This is a genomic window from Microcoleus sp. POL10_C6 (genome assembly GCF_036701585.1).
In the GTDB taxonomy this organism is placed as follows: Bacteria; Cyanobacteriota; Cyanobacteriia; order Cyanobacteriales; family Microcoleaceae; genus Microcoleus.
In genome coordinates this window covers 76,250-91,904 of sequence record NZ_JAUBRB010000019.1, presented here as the reverse complement: position 1 = coordinate 91,904, position 15,655 = coordinate 76,250, and the positions used below count along the sequence as shown (strand labels likewise).

Sequence of the window (15,655 nt, the reverse complement as noted above, 5' to 3'; positions counted from 1 at the left end):
ATCTTAATCGGTTCTCTGCCTAAGTATAGGGAGCAAATGTGATCCAAATGTGAGTAACAAAAATCAGTCTCTCATTTTTCCCTCACTTTCATCAATGACGCTAGAAACAAGACGAAATCATAAATAAGCAGTTGGCTTGACAAAAAACGTTATGACTGCAACGAATGTAGAAAAATTAGTAGAACACTCTTGGCATCACCTCTCTGTCGAGAAAGTGGCTCGGATTTTAGAGACTGACCTGGAAATAGGTCTATCTTCTGAGGTGTCAGCGGAGCGGCGCGAGATCCTCGGCCCCAATCAACTAACGGCTCAGAAGCAGCAAAGTGCCTGGTTGCGATTTTTTCAGCAACTGAATCAGCCGCTAATCTACATTTTGTTAGCTGCTGGGATAGTAACAGCATTTCTGAAAGAGTGGATTGATTCAGGGGTAATTTTTGGGGTTGCTCTGACGAATGCCACCATTGGTTTCGTTCAAGAGTCAAAGGCAGAGAATGCGATCGCCGCTTTAGCAAAATCTGTTGCAACTGAGGCAACCATTCTCCGCCACGGTCAAAAGCAAGTAGTTTCATCCAGTGAACTGGTTCCTGGCGATCTCGTCTTGCTGTCTTCTGGGGATAAAGTGTCTGCGGATCTACGGCTGATCGAAGTCCGTGACTTACAAGTTGATGAGTCAGCGTTAACGGGAGAATCTGTCCCGGTCCAGAAGCAATCCCAGGCGCTAGAGGCAGACGCTGCACTGGCCGATCGCACGAACATGGCGTATACCGGAAGCCTGGTAACGTTTGGACAGGGACGCGGACTCGTCGTCAGCATTGGTGACATGACCGAGACCGGACACATCTCCCAACTGATGCAGCAAAGTACCACACTGGAAACTCCGCTGAGTCGCAAAATTGACAAATTTAGCAAAACCTTGCTCTATGTCATTTTAGGTTTGGCTGCCTTCACCTTTGCAGCAGGCATGGCCCAGAGATTTTCTTGGGTTGAGGTGTTCAAGGCATCTGTGGCGCTTGCCGTCAGCGCAATTCCTGAAGGCTTACCCGCGATTTTAACGGTGACACTGGCGATCGGGGTTTCCCGGATGGCAAAGCAGCACGCCATTATTCGCAAACTTCCGGCAATTGAGACGTTGGGTAGCACCACCGTGATTTGTTCCGACAAAACCGGAACCTTGACTGAGAATCAAATGACAGTTCAGGAGATTGATGCTGGTGGCAAGCGATATCGGGTTAGCGGTGGAGGATATGTACCAGACGGGGAAATTTCTGTAAATGGAAATTCCGTTGACTTAACCAACGCACCTGCTTTATATGAATGCCTGCAAGCAGGACTTTTGTGCAACGATTCGCATCTAGAAGTGCAAGATGGAAACTGGACTGTAGTCGGTAGTCCAACCGAAGGGGCGCTGGTTGCGGTAGCCCAAAAAGCGGGGTTAATTACTGAGAAACTGGAGGAATCGCTTTCCCGGCTCGATACACTGCCGTTTGAATCTCAGTTTCAATACATGGCAACGTTACATGACGATCGTCCACAACGGTTGATTTATGTCAAGGGTTCGATCGAGGCAATTCTGAAGCGGTGTCACCAGATGCTGGATGAAGAGGGAGAGGCGAGATCCCTCAACCCCGTGCCGATCGAGCAAACCGTGGACAGAATGGCGAAAAAAGGGCTGCGAGTTCTGGGACTTGCCAAGAAAGTTGTACCCGCTTCTCAATCTTCAATTGAGCATTCTGATATTGAACAAGGGTTAACTTTTCTGGGTCTGCAAGGCATGATCGACCCGCCTCGCCCCGAAGCGATTCAAGCGATTCAAGCCTGTCGATCTGCGGGAATTCAGGTCAAGATGATTACGGGCGATCATGCCAAAACAGCAGCAGCGATCGCGCACGAAATGGGACTAAATCAAACCCAAGAGGCTCCCGTTTTTACTGGTCAAGAACTCGCTCAAATGAACCAGCCGCAATTCGCCAATGCTGTTGAACAAAGCTGCGTGTTTGCTCGTGTCGCACCAGAGCAAAAGCTCCGCATTGTCGAAGCACTTCAGTCTAAGGGCGAGATTGTGGCGATGACTGGAGATGGAGTTAACGATGCTCCCGCCCTGAAGCAAGCTGACATTGGGATAGCGATGGGTATTACAGGCACCGAAGTTACAAAAGAAGCAGCGGATATGCTGTTGACAAACGACAACTTTGCTTCGATCGAGAAAGCAGTTGAGGAAGGACGCACGGTTTATAAGAATCTGCTGCGGGCGATCGCCTTCATCCTGCCCGTGAATGGTGGAGAGTCCATGACCATCTTGATTGCCGTACTTCTGGCAACCCCACTACCCATTTTGCCAGTACAAATTCTCTGGCTGAATATGGTCAGTTCAGTTACGTTGAGCTTACCGTTGGCATTTGAGCCGCCCTCTCCCGATGTCATGCAACATCCACCTCGACCTGCCAATGAACCGCTGCTGTCTCGCAGGCTGACGGCTCGGATTCTGACAGTTTCGGTATTTAACTGGATTGTGATCTTTGGGATGTTTGAATGGATCGTCCAAACCACAGGCAATGAAGCTCTAGCCCGGACGATGGCAATTCAAGCATTGGTTGCGGCCGAAGCTTTTTATCTATTAAGCATCAGTCGCTTCGTTCCGGCGATCGTCGCCAAACTACGCGGTAAAGATGAATCAGTTGGCTATGCTGTGGCGATCGGCATTGGGGCTATTTTCATTCTCCAATTCCTGTTTAGCCAATGGGGCATTATGAATCAGTTATTCAACACTGAAGCTTTGAACCCAATCCAAGGCTTAATTTGTATCGGATTCGGACTGCCAATGATTCCTTTGTCAGCTTTGCTAAAGCGTTTTGCACCTCTGAACTAAGTGGTTTTTGTGATACGGCTATTGCCAGCAAGTTTACACACTATTTACCAACTTTGTAGCGTTGAATATGAAATATTTCTCATGAATTACCAAAACCTCAAACGTGCTAGCGGCCTATTTACTAATCATCGAAACGCAGAGCAGGCGCTAGTTGAGCTAAAAAGCCGGGGCTTCCCCATGCACAAGATTTCAGTGATTGCTAAACCTTCTGACCATGATGATTTGGACTCTTTGGGAGTGCAGCAAATTTTAATCACAAGAGCAACAGGTGCACAAGTAGGCGCGATCTTAGGCAGCATAGGACTAGGTTCATTAGCGTTAATTGTTGGACTCAGCAGCCTGCTAATTCCCGGTATTGGTCAGGCATTAGCGGTGGAAAGCCTTTTAGCAACTTTCGTTGGAAGTGGGATTGCTGCAACTGCTGGCGGTCTATATGGCGCACTTCAAGGATGGTTGGTGCCAGAAGAACAAGCAAGAATTTACAACGGCAGATTTAACCAGGGAGATTATTTGATCGTCATGGAGGCAAGAGAAAATGAGATCGTGATTGCTGAACCTGTCCTTAAACGTTGGGAGATTCTGACGTGGCGTGTCTGTGATGCTACCTAAATTCAAGGTCAGAAAGGAGGATTACCTTCGAGGAATTTAGTCCCGCAAAACAGAACGTCTAAAACCACTTAAAAATTTGACGGTCGATGATTTTGGGCGATCGCTCTCTTACTCCTGACATACGGATCGACAACTTCCAGTACCCGCCGATTCGGCAACCGCGATCGGGTCGGCAACACTTCAGAAGAGACTGTTAAAAAAAATTAAAAACCAGCACAATTAAGAGCAATTAGCATCCTGTAAGGGTTTGGAAATCATCCATATCTACCAAAAAAATTGCACTTTAAAAACGATCAGATCGCCGAGGCCACCCATAAATCTCGTTTCAGCTTCTTCAGCATTCATCCAAATACACCACATAAATTGCAGTTACGTCTACAGCAGAGTGAACCGTCTCGTGTAGACTAAAACGGTAGTTAATCAGTCAATTTATTTGAGGAAAACCAGTTTATGAGAGGAGTATCGGCGATCGAGTCGATTGTAGCGCAAGCACCTCCCTTGGGCAGCAATCCTGCTACAAATAGCCAAACGGCAGGAGCCATTCCTGAATTGGTCATCATCTTGATCATTCTGCTGCTGATTGCAACTTTTGTTGCACTCGTAACCCAACGGTTGCGAATTCCCTATGTGACGGGCTTAGTGTTAGCAGGCTTGCCCATTACGGAGCTCTTGTCGCGTCGAATTGGTTTAGACCCCTCTTTAGTATTAAATCTTTTCCTACCAATTCTGATTTTTGAAGCCTCGATCAATACTGATATCAGCCGTCTCCGCAGCACCTTTAAGCCGATCGCCCTGCTGGCGGGTCCCGGCTCGATCTTTTCCTCAGCAATTATCGCTGTTCTGGTTAAATTTGGGCTGGGGCTAGACTGGATTCCAGCGTTGCTGATCGGAGTCATTCTGGCAAACACTGATACAGTCTCGATGATCGCGGTTTTTAAAGAGATCCGCGTGCCTTCTCGATTGTCCACCATTGTTGAGGGAGAAACTCTGTTCAATGATGCGGCTGCTCTAATTTCATTTAATTTGGTTTTGGTAATTTATGCGACAGGCTCTCTCACCGCTGTACAAGGCGTGAAGGAACTGCTCGTGGTTGCCTTAGGTGGGGCACTGGTCGGGGGTGTTTTAGGTTACTTGAGCGTGCCGATATTGGTTCGCTTAAACGACCCGTTGAGTAGCCTTTTGCTAACTGTCGCTCTCGCATTGGGAACCTTCCAAATCGGACAATTTTTAGGCGTATCGGGCGCAGTGGCTGTGGTCATCACCGGACTTGTTTTTGGCAACCTTGGGCTGCCTCGCAGTTCGTCTGCCTCGGATCGGATTACCTTGCTGAGTTTCTGGGAATACGCTGGTTTTGGCGTCAATACGTTTATTTTCCTGCTGATTGGGATTGAAATTAACCCGCTGACGCTGTGGAGAATTTTGCCATCCATCCTGTTCGTGATTTTGGCTTATCAACTGGGACGGATTCTCTCGGTCTATTTGTTATTAGCGGGGCTGCGCTGGTTTGATCGCCCCATTCCGCTACGCTGGCAGCACATTTTGGTTTTAGGGAATATTAAAGGGTCTCTCTCAATGGCCTTAGCTGTTGCGATTCCCTTGACCCTACCAGGACGGGATAACATCATTGCCCTAGTGTTCGGTGCAGTTTTATTCTCCTTAGTCGGACAGGGATTAAGTTTACCGTGGATAGTAAAACGACTAAAAATTAGCCGTGTTTCTGATGTAATGCAGGAAGCTGGGCAGTTACAGATTCAGTTGATCGCTTCCAAAGCGGCTCAAGATGAGCTAGATAGTTTGCTGAAATCTGGCGTGTTGCCGAAGGCAGTTTACGAGGAGTTGTGGGCATCATATCAAGCACGAGTAGCACACTCTGAGCGAGTGCTGCGCGATCTCTACAATAAACATCGGGCAGGGCAAGTACAGGGCGATCGCAGCGGGCTAGATACGATTCGGCGGCGATTGCTTCTAGCAGAAAAAGGAGCAGTTAGCGATGCCCTCCGCAAGCGAATTGTCCCAGAGGATCTGGTTCATCCTTACATCAAAGATTTGGATGAGAAACTTCTAACGTTGGCAGATGACTAGCGCGAATGCCGAGGTAATCAATCATTTGGTGAACTAGCTCTGGACGGGTGACGACGAGAATGGTAGAACCTGCTTCTAGAACTGTATTGCCGTTCGGAATCTCCAGATTGGCGCAGGCATGGCATTGATAACCAATAATCAGCGAACCTTTTGGAAAACGAGGGTCTTGAGCAATTTGAGCAACGGTGTGACCTGCCACCTTGCAATCGCCTGGAACTGGCAGCTTTAGTACCTCGACTTGCCCGTGTTCAAAGTGCATCATCGACTCGATTTGGGGATATTCAATCGCATTCGCCATTGATGCAACTGCCAAATCAATAGTGTTGATGATGTGACTGGCTCCGGCAAGTCGATAGGCTTCCATGAATTCGTGATCGCGCATTCGCACCACAATATGAGAAATACCATAGCTCCTGGATAGGGTGATCAGCGCTAAATTCAGTGCATCATCGCTGAGTGCTGCAACGACTGCGTTTGCTTGTTTAATTCCCGCTTCCAGAAGAACCGTTGTACTCACCGCACTGCCTTCAAATGCCATCACTCCGATTTTTTCACGAGCAAAGCGACAGGCAAGCGGGTCGGCATCGAGGATTGCAACCGTATGACCGAGTGTTAATAGCTGCTGGGCTAAACCCAGCCCCATCATTCCTGCTCCACCAATTAATACATACATGACTATTTGTCACCCCAAGAATGAACTTTACAGATTTATCCCTATGAGTGAGATTGTTTTAGACTTCTATCAGTTTAATCGACTTGTGGGGTGGCTTCTACCGGACTAACTTATTACCTGTTTGACAGTTAATTTAATCTGCTCTTGGGGTAGGCATTGCTAGCCCGCCCCTGCATAGATTTTCCTCAGTTATGTGCGTAGGGAGAACCCTACATAATCTTAGGCACTTTAAAAAACTCCCCATCGCGATCGGGAGCTCCCTCCAAAATACTTTCTCCCTTAGCAAAAGGTTGCAAATCGTCCGATCGCATTACATTACTAACATCGATCGCCCGCGTTGTCGGCTGCACCTTACTCGTATCGAGTTCACTCAACTGCTCGAAATAATCCAAAATACCGTTAAGTTGACCAGTAAACTGCTCTTCTTCTTCCGGCGTTAATTCCAATCTCGCTAAATTCGCTACTTTCCGAACTTCTTCTCTGTCAATCATAAAAATTGGGAATGGGGAATTGGGAATGGGGAATTGGGAATTGGGCATGGGGCATGGGGCATTGGACATTGGGCATTGGTTATTTGTTATTAGAGAAACGACTAACTACCAACTATTAACTACTAACTATGCCCCATGCCCCATGCCCCATGCCCATCCTAGTTAAAAATACACATCAATTTGCGATCGGCCTGTCGTCTTCAGCCAATTTTGTACCTCAATGTAATTGTTTGGGGCCAAGCGAATAGCCTCCTTCCAATAATCCGCAGCTTTATCAAACAGCCCTTCCGCCCCTTCAATATTGCCAGCTTCCTTTTCCTTTTCCCCTTGATAGTGGTAAATTACAGCAATATTATTCAGTGCTTGTGGCATTCTCGGATTGAGATCCAAAGCCTCGCTGTAATATTCCAAAGCTTTATCGTGTTCGCCGTTGCTAGTATGGATCAGCCCCATATTGTACAAGACATAACTGCGATCGTAAGGATCTTCCTCCAGCTTCAGCGCTTCATGATAATTGTCCAGCGCTTCAGCATATTCGCCATCTGCTTGAGCTGACATACCATCCCGGTAATAAGCAAAAGCTTCCTTCGCCTGCTTTTTGGCCGGCATAATCTTGAGGATGATATCAGCCATTACCGTGAAACTTTTGTCAATAAAGTTATCGTTGCGTTGAGTTCTTGGCATATGCGATTCTTTGGTTAGTGGCTAATCAGAAAAATTAGCCTGTAAAGTTTTGCTATTAATAATTGCGCCACTATTGTAGTGGGCCGTTGTGTTGAGGGCGCTAAAAAGTTTAGTCGATCGCAACTGCGAACCTTAAAACACGCCCTTGGGTTTAACACCCGCGCAAGCTCTATCTATTTTATATAAGTCTTGCAAGACTTGCAAAAAAACTAGATTTCTTTAACATATCTCTGGCACTCTACACAAAACTTACACAAACCCGCGCCGAAGGAAAAAGTTCTGCAGGAGGGTGCAGAGGCGATCCGGCTCGAGGGCTCCGCCAACGGGCGATCGCACACCGTACCTTACTAACTGTACCCATAATCCCCCCTCCTTGACCCTCAGAGCAAACAAGCAAAAGCAAATGCCGAGGAGAAATTTAATCACAAAGTTTTATTAAGCTATCCGAGTTCAGCCCATACTTAAAAGTTATTCGGCAAAACACTAGCAATATTTTGCCCCAAAGTCAAGGGCAGCATCCAAAAAAATCAGAAACCCGATCGCCAAAACCAGCTCGAATTCCCGCAATATATAATAAAAATAACCGGGTAATTTTCACAGAGAGAAACCTATGGCTCCGAATCCCACCATTATGCAAGCCGTCGAACAACTTGGCTACCGCGTTACGGTTGGAGACGTGGCGGCAAAAGCTGGATTAGATGTCAATTTTGCCCAGCGAGAACTATTAACCCTCGCCTCCGAAGCAGGTGGCAACCTGCAAGTAGCAGAATCCGGCGACATTGCCTACCTATTTCCCAACAACTTTCGAGATATTTTGCGAAACAAATTCTGGCGCTTGCAGTTGCAGGAATGGTGGCAAAAAATCTGGCGCATTTTATTTTATCTGATTCGGATATCTTTCGGCATAGTGCTGGTAGCTTCTATCCTCTTAATTTTTGTTGCTATCACAATTTTACTCTCCAGCGGCGATAACAATAACGGGGGAGGAGGAGAAGGTGGCGGCGGGGGCGGCAGAGGTGGCGGCTTTTCCTTTTTTCCCTACTTCTGGAACGACTTAATCTGGATATTTTACTGGAACCATGACCAACCATACTACCAGCAGCGATCGCGCTTAACGGGCCAAAAACCCCAGATGAGTTTTCTAGAAGCAGTTTTCTCCTTTCTCTTTGGAGACGGCAACCCCAATAACAATCTAGAAGAGCGCAAATGGAGCGATATTGCCGCCGCAATTCGCAACAACCGAGGCGCCGTCGCCGCCGAACAAATTGCTCCATATCTAGACAATCTCGGACAAGGATACGCCCGAGAATACGAAGAATATATGTTACCGGCTCTCGCCCGTTTTGACGGCCGCCCCGAAGTCAGTCCCGAAGGGCAAATAATTTACCATTTTCCGCAATTGCAAACCACAGCCGTTCAGAAAAATCCTCAACCAGTAGCAGCTTATTTGCGAGAAATGCTGTGGCGTTTCAGCAACGCCAGTTCCGGCCAAATCATGCTGGCAGCAGGGTTAGGAGCCGTCAATCTTGTCGGTGCGTTAGTTTTGGGGAATCTATTAACTAATAATTTGCTCGTCGGTGGATTTATCGGTTTTGTCAGCGCTGTCTATCCCATGATCCTGATTTACGGCGTCGGATTTCTCGCAATTCCTTTAATTCGCTACTTCTGGATTCAGTGGAAAAATAGCCGGATAGAATCCCGCAATCAAGAGCGTCAGCAGCGAGCAATGTTATTAAACGAACCCGATGCCAACTTGCTCAAAAAACTGGCCTACGCCCAGGAATTTGCAGCAGAAAACGTTCTGACAGGAGAAGACTTAGCTTATACAACAGAAACAGAACTAACCCAACAAGAACTAGAACAGTCAGCTAAAATAGATGCCGAATGGCAGGGCCGGATCGATCGCTCAGACAACTTGTAATAATGACAAAAAACAGTTGTTTGTTGTTAAGTTGCGTTGAACTAAAATCCTGCAGCCATTTCAAGACCCGGCAAGATGCCTGTTGCACAATAAAATATCTTTGTTGTGTGTGGAACGGGCTTCTACCCCGTTGCTAAGAAGGGTGAAAGATGTCAATTTTTATTGATGTCATAATTTTTTATACTCCGAGTTTTATTAAATAAGCTTAGGGCGTTTAAAAATCAAACAATTTTGGTCATACTTCGAGTCGTGATCCAGAGCCACAAGTTCCCATCCCTCATCCCCCAAATGATTGACAAATAGATGCAGCGAGCCTTGTTTCCAATCTCGCTGTTCTTCACCGTTTACATATAAACTAATCAGCTTGTTTCCAAAAGGATACATATTCGCATCCACAAATAAATACTCCCACTTTTGCATAGCAATCCTTAATGTAGTTAGTTGGCAGTTGGCAGTTGGCAGTTGGCAGTTGGCAGTAGTTAGTAGTTATTGGTTATTTGTTGTTGGCTCTAATAACCAATGCTTTTCGGCGATGATGCTTTTCGGTCCAATTCCCAATTACCAATTACCAATGCTTTTCGGCCCAATTCCCAATTCCCAATTCCCAATTCCCAATTCCCAGCAGTTACTGGACTGCAATTCTAGCCAAAGTAGCACCTCGGTAATAGTGCAACAAAATCTGCTGGTAGCCGTATCCTTGTCTAGCCAAATTGTAGGCCCCCCACTGACTCATTCCTACAGCATGGCCGAAACCTTTGCCAGCAACTTGAAAACCCGTAGGAGCTTGGCCGCTGTTCCTTGGGTTCCCACCGCCGGCATACTGAGGAATCACGGTAAACCGCGTACTCCTCAAATTTAAAACCCGGCGTAAATCTGCGCCAGTCATGACCCTAGAACCGCCATCTCCAACTACTTTCATCCTCAAAACGCTGCCGTGAGCGGTAGTGCGTTCTGGCTTCATCGAGATCACATTGCCCACGCCAGAAATCTTACTGCTGATTTGAGCGCGAGAAAAATTTTCTTTCCATTGGTAAACCGGCGCCCCTTGGTCGAAGTCAGGAACAGCACGCAGGTAAGGCAGAGGTTCTGTCCAAACATCCTCGACATTTTCAGTATGTCCCCCAGACGCAGAGTGGAAAGCGGCTAAAATTATCTGACCGTTGTAGGCCAGAACTTGACCAGCGGTTGCATCGACTGCGGAATAAGTGCCAGAAGATTCTGTTTGCAATCCTTTGTAAACCTGGGAATACTGAGTGCTGTCCACGTCGTAAAGGTCGGTTTCGCTTTTCATTCGCTGGTGGATAGCGTAGGAACGGGCGGCGACTGCTTGGGCTTTCAAAGCCTCTTGAGGCCAATTGCCACTCATTTCGGCGCCGAGAACGCTGTAGAGATATTGTTCGATATCGACGTAGTTGATGGCAGTCAAGCCTCCTTTTTGGGGAACTAGAAGCGTGCGTCCCCGATACCAACGATCGCCAATCCAAACATAACCATTTCCCGTCGGCTCGATCCAAACTTGGTTGGCGGCCCAGCGACCAATTGCCACTGTTCCCGATCGAAATTGAGCTGACTGAGAACTGTTTGCGGGCAGTTCGCCCAAATTGCGCCCGCTACCGTCGCGGATTGCAGCCTTAGTAGAACTGCCGACTTTTACCTGACTTGCCCCGTCTTGTACCGCCACTCGCAAGATCAGCGCGGCCTGTGCTGGGGCTACCATTACCAGCCAAAACAACAACGAAATCCAAAAGTAGCGTTTTTTTAATGTCGAAAAAACGGAACCAAAAAATACTCCTGACTGCATTTGAAAATTTTCCTCCTGTGCTGTATGACTTTAAGAATTTTTAAGGGAAGGGAAGGCAAGGGAAAAAGGAAGGGGAACGGAAGAAACAAAACGTTAGAATTGGGTGGATCGCTCTGTGCGCTTGTCAAAAATGATTTTAGCGAAGAGATGTTCGCAGGAACAGCGATTTATCCCGGTTCCTGCCTGCGACTATTTCCTATATGTCGGATTTGTCGCACTCTGGATATATGTAACATATTTTTTAAGATTTAATTGAGGTGATTTGACTCTTGCAGATTACATTTCTCGGAACTAGCTCCGGCGTACCCACGCGATCGCGCAACGTTTCCAGCATCGCCCTCCGCTTGCCCCAGCGAGCGGAACTCTGGCTGTTTGACTGCGGCGAAGGAACTCAGCACCAGTTTCTCCGCAGCGACCTAAAAGTCAGCCAACTAAGCCGCATTTTCATCACTCACCTGCACGGCGACCATATTTTCGGCTTAATGGGTTTGCTGGCTAGCTGCGGTTTGGCGGGGAATGTCAAGCGCATCGATCTTTACGGGCCTCCGGGACTTGAAGAATATTTGCAAGCTGGTGTTCGCTATTCTCAAACTCATTTTTCTTACCCGGTTAAGGTACACAAAATTCACGAGGGAGTCATCTATGAAGATGACGAATATATTGTTAGCTGCGGCCCTTTGAAGCACCGAGTTACTGCTTTTGGTTATCGAGTAACTGAGAAAGACCGTCCGGGACATTTTGACGTAGAAAAAGCAAAGGCTGTGGGTATTCCTTCCGGCCCGCTTTACGGTCAATTAAAACAAGGAAAAACGGTAAAGTTAGAGGACGGGCGACAGTTTAAAGGTACTGATTTTTGTGGCCCGGATCAAATCGGGCGCAAGTTTGTTTATTGTACTGACACAGTTTTTTGTGAGGGGGCCGTCGAATTGGCGAAGGATGCTGATTTGTTGGTGCATGAAGCTACTTTTGCTCATCAAGATGCTCAAATGGCCTTCGATCGCCTGCATTCAACTTCAACAATGGCTGCTCAAGTGGCTTTGATTGCTGGGGCTAAACAGCTAATTATGACGCATTTTAGCCCGCGTTACGCTCCGGGAAATGCGATCGTCCTGGATGATTTGCTCAAGGAAGCGCAGGCTATTTTTCCGAATACGAAAATGGCCTATGACTTTTTGACTTATGAAGTGCCGCGGCCTGTTTCAAACTAGGGTTAATCTGACCTGAGATGTTACAGCATTTTCAATAAGGGCGATCGGGGCGGGCAAGATGCCCACCCCACAAAAACATTAATCTCTTGTGGAACAGGCATCTTGCCTGTTGCTGAAATAAATCCAACAAAAACATTAATCTCTTGTGGAACAGGCATCTTGCCTGTTGCTAAAATTTAGGCCATAAAAACATTAATCTCTTGTGGAACAGGCCTCTTGCCTGTTACTGAAATTATTGCAGCAACAACATTTAGGACTTACGCACTGTCAGGGAATTCTGTCCTCCTGAGCGTAGGCAAGGATCTCTTAGAGCGTTCAGATGCCCACCACACAATAAAATTTTAAATAACACTGGAATTGATAATAATTCCAGTATAAACTATATTAAACACAAATATTTATTAAATTTCCCATGACATTTGAAATCGGACTATTAGGAAAGCTCGCACCAGCAATAGCTAAACTGGCAGAAATAGGATTCAAAGAAGCTATGAAAAAATTGAATCCTAGCGATTTTGAAAAAGCTTGTATTTGTGCGATCGAAGCTGCCGATAAAAACAAATTATTCTCTGCTTGCGAACAGGGTGTAGTCGAAGATTTTCTTAAAAGTTTCTTGACGGGTGCAGCACTTCCAGAACTCCTAAAACCTTTCAACGGCCAAGAAAAGCCTCAAGTGGAGTTTTTAGTTGAAGCCTTTAATACTACAGTCCCAGAACACAAGAAAATTCAAGGTAGATTCGCTCCCGAAAAACTGCATGATTGGTTGGAGGTTTTTGCTGAAACCTATTTCCAGAAAACAAGTAGTTATTTAAGGTTTAAAGTTGCCAAAGCAGACTATTTGAAGCAACTGGCTAACAGGTTTGATGATGTTAAGTTTGCTGGCATTGCAGTCGAAGGTCAGGAAATCGAAAAATCGGAAAAGTTGGCTCACATTTTTGTTATGCCCGATGTTTTGGAAGAAGAAAAGGTAGATATTTATCGCTTTATCCAAGAAGAATTGGTAGAATGCAAAAACCTGCCACAGATTCAGAGAGAAACTCGCTCTGGTAGAAAGTTTTTAGCATCACAATTATTGAATCAAAATCAATCAAATAAATTTGTGCTGCTGGGCGCCCCGGGTTCAGGCAAAACAACTTTACTGAGCTTTTTTGCGGTGATGTTGGCTCAGGGTTATCCCGAAAAAATCGGCTTGCCTTCTGGGATAGATTGCTTGCCGATTTTGATTAAAATTCGGGATTTTGCTATGATTTCAGATATCAATCTCCTCGACTATGCCCGCCAGTTTGCCGAGAAAACTATGTCCGTGAAACCGCTGCCAGAAGGCTTTTTTGAGTATTGGCTGGCCGACGGTAGGGCGATGATTTTGTTGGATGGATTGGATGAGGTTGTTGAAGAATCCAAGCGCTATGCGGTGGTGCAGCACATTGAGAGTTTTTTGGGGCAGTATCATCAAAACTTGGCAATTATTACTTCTCGCCCTGCTGGTTACAAACGCGATTTTTTTAATACTTCGGAGTTTGAACACTATCAGTTACAACTATTTGACGATCCTAAGGTTGATGAGTTTATTAATCGCTGGTACGACAGCCGCGTTCGAGATGCGGCGGAAGCTCAACGTCGCAAAGATAGCATTAAAAAAGCTCTGGATGAAAATGACCGAATTAAATTGTTGGCGAGAAATCCGCTATTGCTGACAATCATTGCTTTGATTCACCGCTATCAAGCTGTACTGCCGAGGGCACGCCACAAGCTTTATGAAAAAGCTGTGGAGACACTGTTAAAGTGTTGGGATGCTAACAAAAACATGACTGAGCAGTCAGTATTCAAATGTTTAGATGCAGAGGATTTACGGCGGCTGATGGAAATTCTCGCCTATTGGATTCACACTCAGGGTAGTACGGATAGTCGTGAAGGCGGGACTCTGATTGCTAAGGATGAATTGTTAGAGCAGTTAACTCAGAATATTAAAACCAAAAAACAGGTTGAACGGTTCCAGGCAAAAGAGGAAGCTAAACGATTTGTTGATTTTATTCAACAGCGGACGGGATTGCTCAACGAACAAGGACAAGATTTGTACGCTTTTGTACACAAGACTTTTCAAGAATATTTGTGCGCTCAGGAAATCGGCTATCAGGCAGATGATGAGGATGATTTTGATATTGTTCTCAAGCATATTCGAGAGCATTTGCATGACCCCCACTGGCGAGAAGTGTTGCTGTTGTTAATTGCTCAACAAAAACCGAAGAAAGCGGCGAAAGCGATGCGGGCAATTTTGGCTGCCAATAGCGAGCATGAGCAATGGTTGCACCGCGATTTGTTTTTTGCTGGCAGTTGTCTTGCTGAAAATATTAAAGAGTTAAAGGTGGTAGATTCCAGTCTAACTCTGGAGATTTTGGAGAAGTTGGTTGAGTTGGAGGTAAGGGATGAGCAACAGGTTGGTCGCAGAGTTCGCTCTCAGGTTTTTCAAATCCTTTGCAGTATGAGTGAGACTGAGTTTGAGGCGCAAACTTTGCAACTTTTGAAAGCAAAGGGCGTTGATCAAGAGCGGTTGTGGAGATATCAAGCAGGATTAGGGGAAAAAGAAGCCGCCATCAGTTCCCTGTTGCTACGTCTCGAAGATGAGCATTATATGGTGCGTTACTTTGCAGTAAAAGCCTTGGGCGAGTTGGGAAATGATTCAGCAGCAGTCATCGGTGCCTTGCTGCTACGTCTCGAAGATAGGAATAGCTTGGTGCGTGTCTCGGCAGTATATGCCTTGAGTCATTTGGGAAATACTTCCGAATCCGTCATCACTTTTCTGCTACTACGTCTCGAAGATGTTGATAACTCGGTGCGTGCCTTGGCAGCAGAAGTTTTGGGTAAGTTGGGAAATGCTTCAGAAGCTGTCATCAGTGCCTTGCTGCTACGTCTCGAAGATGGGGACTATAAGGTGCGTTATTTTGCAGCATATGCCTTGGGTAAGTTTGGAAATGCTTCAGAAACCGTTATCAGTATCCTACTACTAAGTCTTGAAGATGGTGATAACTCAGTGCGTAGTGAGGCAGCAACAGTTTTGGGTAACTTGGGAAATGCTTCAGAAGTCGTCATCAGTGCCTTGCTGCTACGTCACAAAGATGAGGATAACTTTGTACGTTACTTTGCAGCAGAAGCATTGAGTAAGTTGGGAAATGCTTCAGAAGCCGTCATCAGTGCCTTGCTGCTACATCTCGAACATGGAAATCACTCGGTACGTTGCTTTGCAGCAAAAGCATTGAGTAAGTTGGGAAATGCTTCAGAAGCCGTCACCAGTGCCTTGCTGCTACGTCTCAAAGATGGGGACT

At 46.2% G+C, this 15,655-nt stretch carries 11 protein-coding genes; 6 read left to right on the top strand and 5 right to left on the bottom strand.

Annotation, left to right across the window (positions count from 1 at the left end; genetic code table 11):
- Positions 1–151: 151 nt before the first annotated feature.
- From QUA34_RS13115 to QUA34_RS13105, 3 genes are all read left to right on the top strand, one after another.
- Positions 152–2,866, top strand: a complete 2,715-nt coding sequence (locus QUA34_RS13115) for a cation-transporting P-type ATPase (protein ID WP_333387081.1) — start codon at positions 152–154, stop codon at positions 2,864–2,866.
- 81 nt (positions 2,867–2,947) lie between these two features.
- On the top strand, positions 2,948–3,475 hold the full coding sequence (locus QUA34_RS13110) for a hypothetical protein (RefSeq protein WP_333387079.1): 528 nt from the start codon (positions 2,948–2,950) through the stop codon (positions 3,473–3,475).
- Positions 3,476–3,925: 450 nt separating this feature from the next.
- Positions 3,926–5,557, top strand: coding sequence for a sodium:proton antiporter (locus QUA34_RS13105; RefSeq protein WP_333387077.1), 1,632 nt, complete (start codon positions 3,926–3,928; stop codon positions 5,555–5,557).
- Here QUA34_RS13105 and QUA34_RS13100 read toward each other — a convergent pair.
- From QUA34_RS13100 to QUA34_RS13090, 3 genes are all read right to left on the bottom strand, one after another.
- Positions 5,514–6,230: a TrkA family potassium uptake protein gene (locus QUA34_RS13100; protein WP_333387075.1), complete on the bottom strand. Its 717-nt coding sequence runs from the start codon at positions 6,228–6,230 to the stop codon at positions 5,514–5,516. The genes QUA34_RS13105 and QUA34_RS13100 overlap by 44 nt on opposite strands.
- 209 nt (positions 6,231–6,439) lie before the next feature.
- The gene (gene gatC / locus QUA34_RS13095; RefSeq protein ID WP_006635952.1) at positions 6,440–6,721 is read right to left on the bottom strand and encodes an Asp-tRNA(Asn)/Glu-tRNA(Gln) amidotransferase subunit GatC; all 282 of its coding nucleotides are present in this window, start codon (positions 6,719–6,721) and stop codon (positions 6,440–6,442) included.
- Between the two features lie 162 nt (positions 6,722–6,883).
- On the bottom strand, positions 6,884–7,405 hold the full coding sequence (locus tag QUA34_RS13090) for a photosystem I assembly protein Ycf3 (protein WP_333039118.1): 522 nt from the start codon (positions 7,403–7,405) through the stop codon (positions 6,884–6,886).
- 610 nt (positions 7,406–8,015) lie between these two features.
- Here QUA34_RS13090 and QUA34_RS13085 point away from each other — a divergent pair.
- On the top strand, positions 8,016–9,326 hold the full coding sequence (locus tag QUA34_RS13085; protein ID WP_333332000.1) for a hypothetical protein: 1,311 nt from the start codon (positions 8,016–8,018) through the stop codon (positions 9,324–9,326).
- A 195-nt stretch (positions 9,327–9,521) separates the two neighbouring features.
- Here the strand turns inward: QUA34_RS13085 and QUA34_RS13080 are convergent, their stop codons facing one another.
- A complete protein-coding gene (locus tag QUA34_RS13080; protein WP_333331997.1) occupies positions 9,522–9,746 on the bottom strand; it encodes a hypothetical protein in 225 nt (74 codons plus the stop codon).
- Between the two features lie 205 nt (positions 9,747–9,951).
- Positions 9,952–11,127 (bottom strand): SpoIID/LytB domain-containing protein, encoded by a 1,176-nt coding sequence (locus QUA34_RS13075; protein WP_333387073.1) that lies wholly within the window; start codon positions 11,125–11,127, stop codon positions 9,952–9,954.
- Positions 11,128–11,396: 269 nt separating this feature from the next.
- On the opposite strand from QUA34_RS13075, the gene QUA34_RS13070 reads away from it, so the two are divergent.
- A complete protein-coding gene (locus tag QUA34_RS13070) occupies positions 11,397–12,335 on the top strand; it encodes a ribonuclease Z (protein ID WP_333331992.1) in 939 nt (312 codons plus the stop codon).
- Between the two features lie 412 nt (positions 12,336–12,747).
- Positions 12,748–15,655 (top strand): HEAT repeat domain-containing protein (locus QUA34_RS13065; RefSeq protein WP_333387071.1); only part of this gene is annotated, 2,908 nt, incomplete at its 3' end.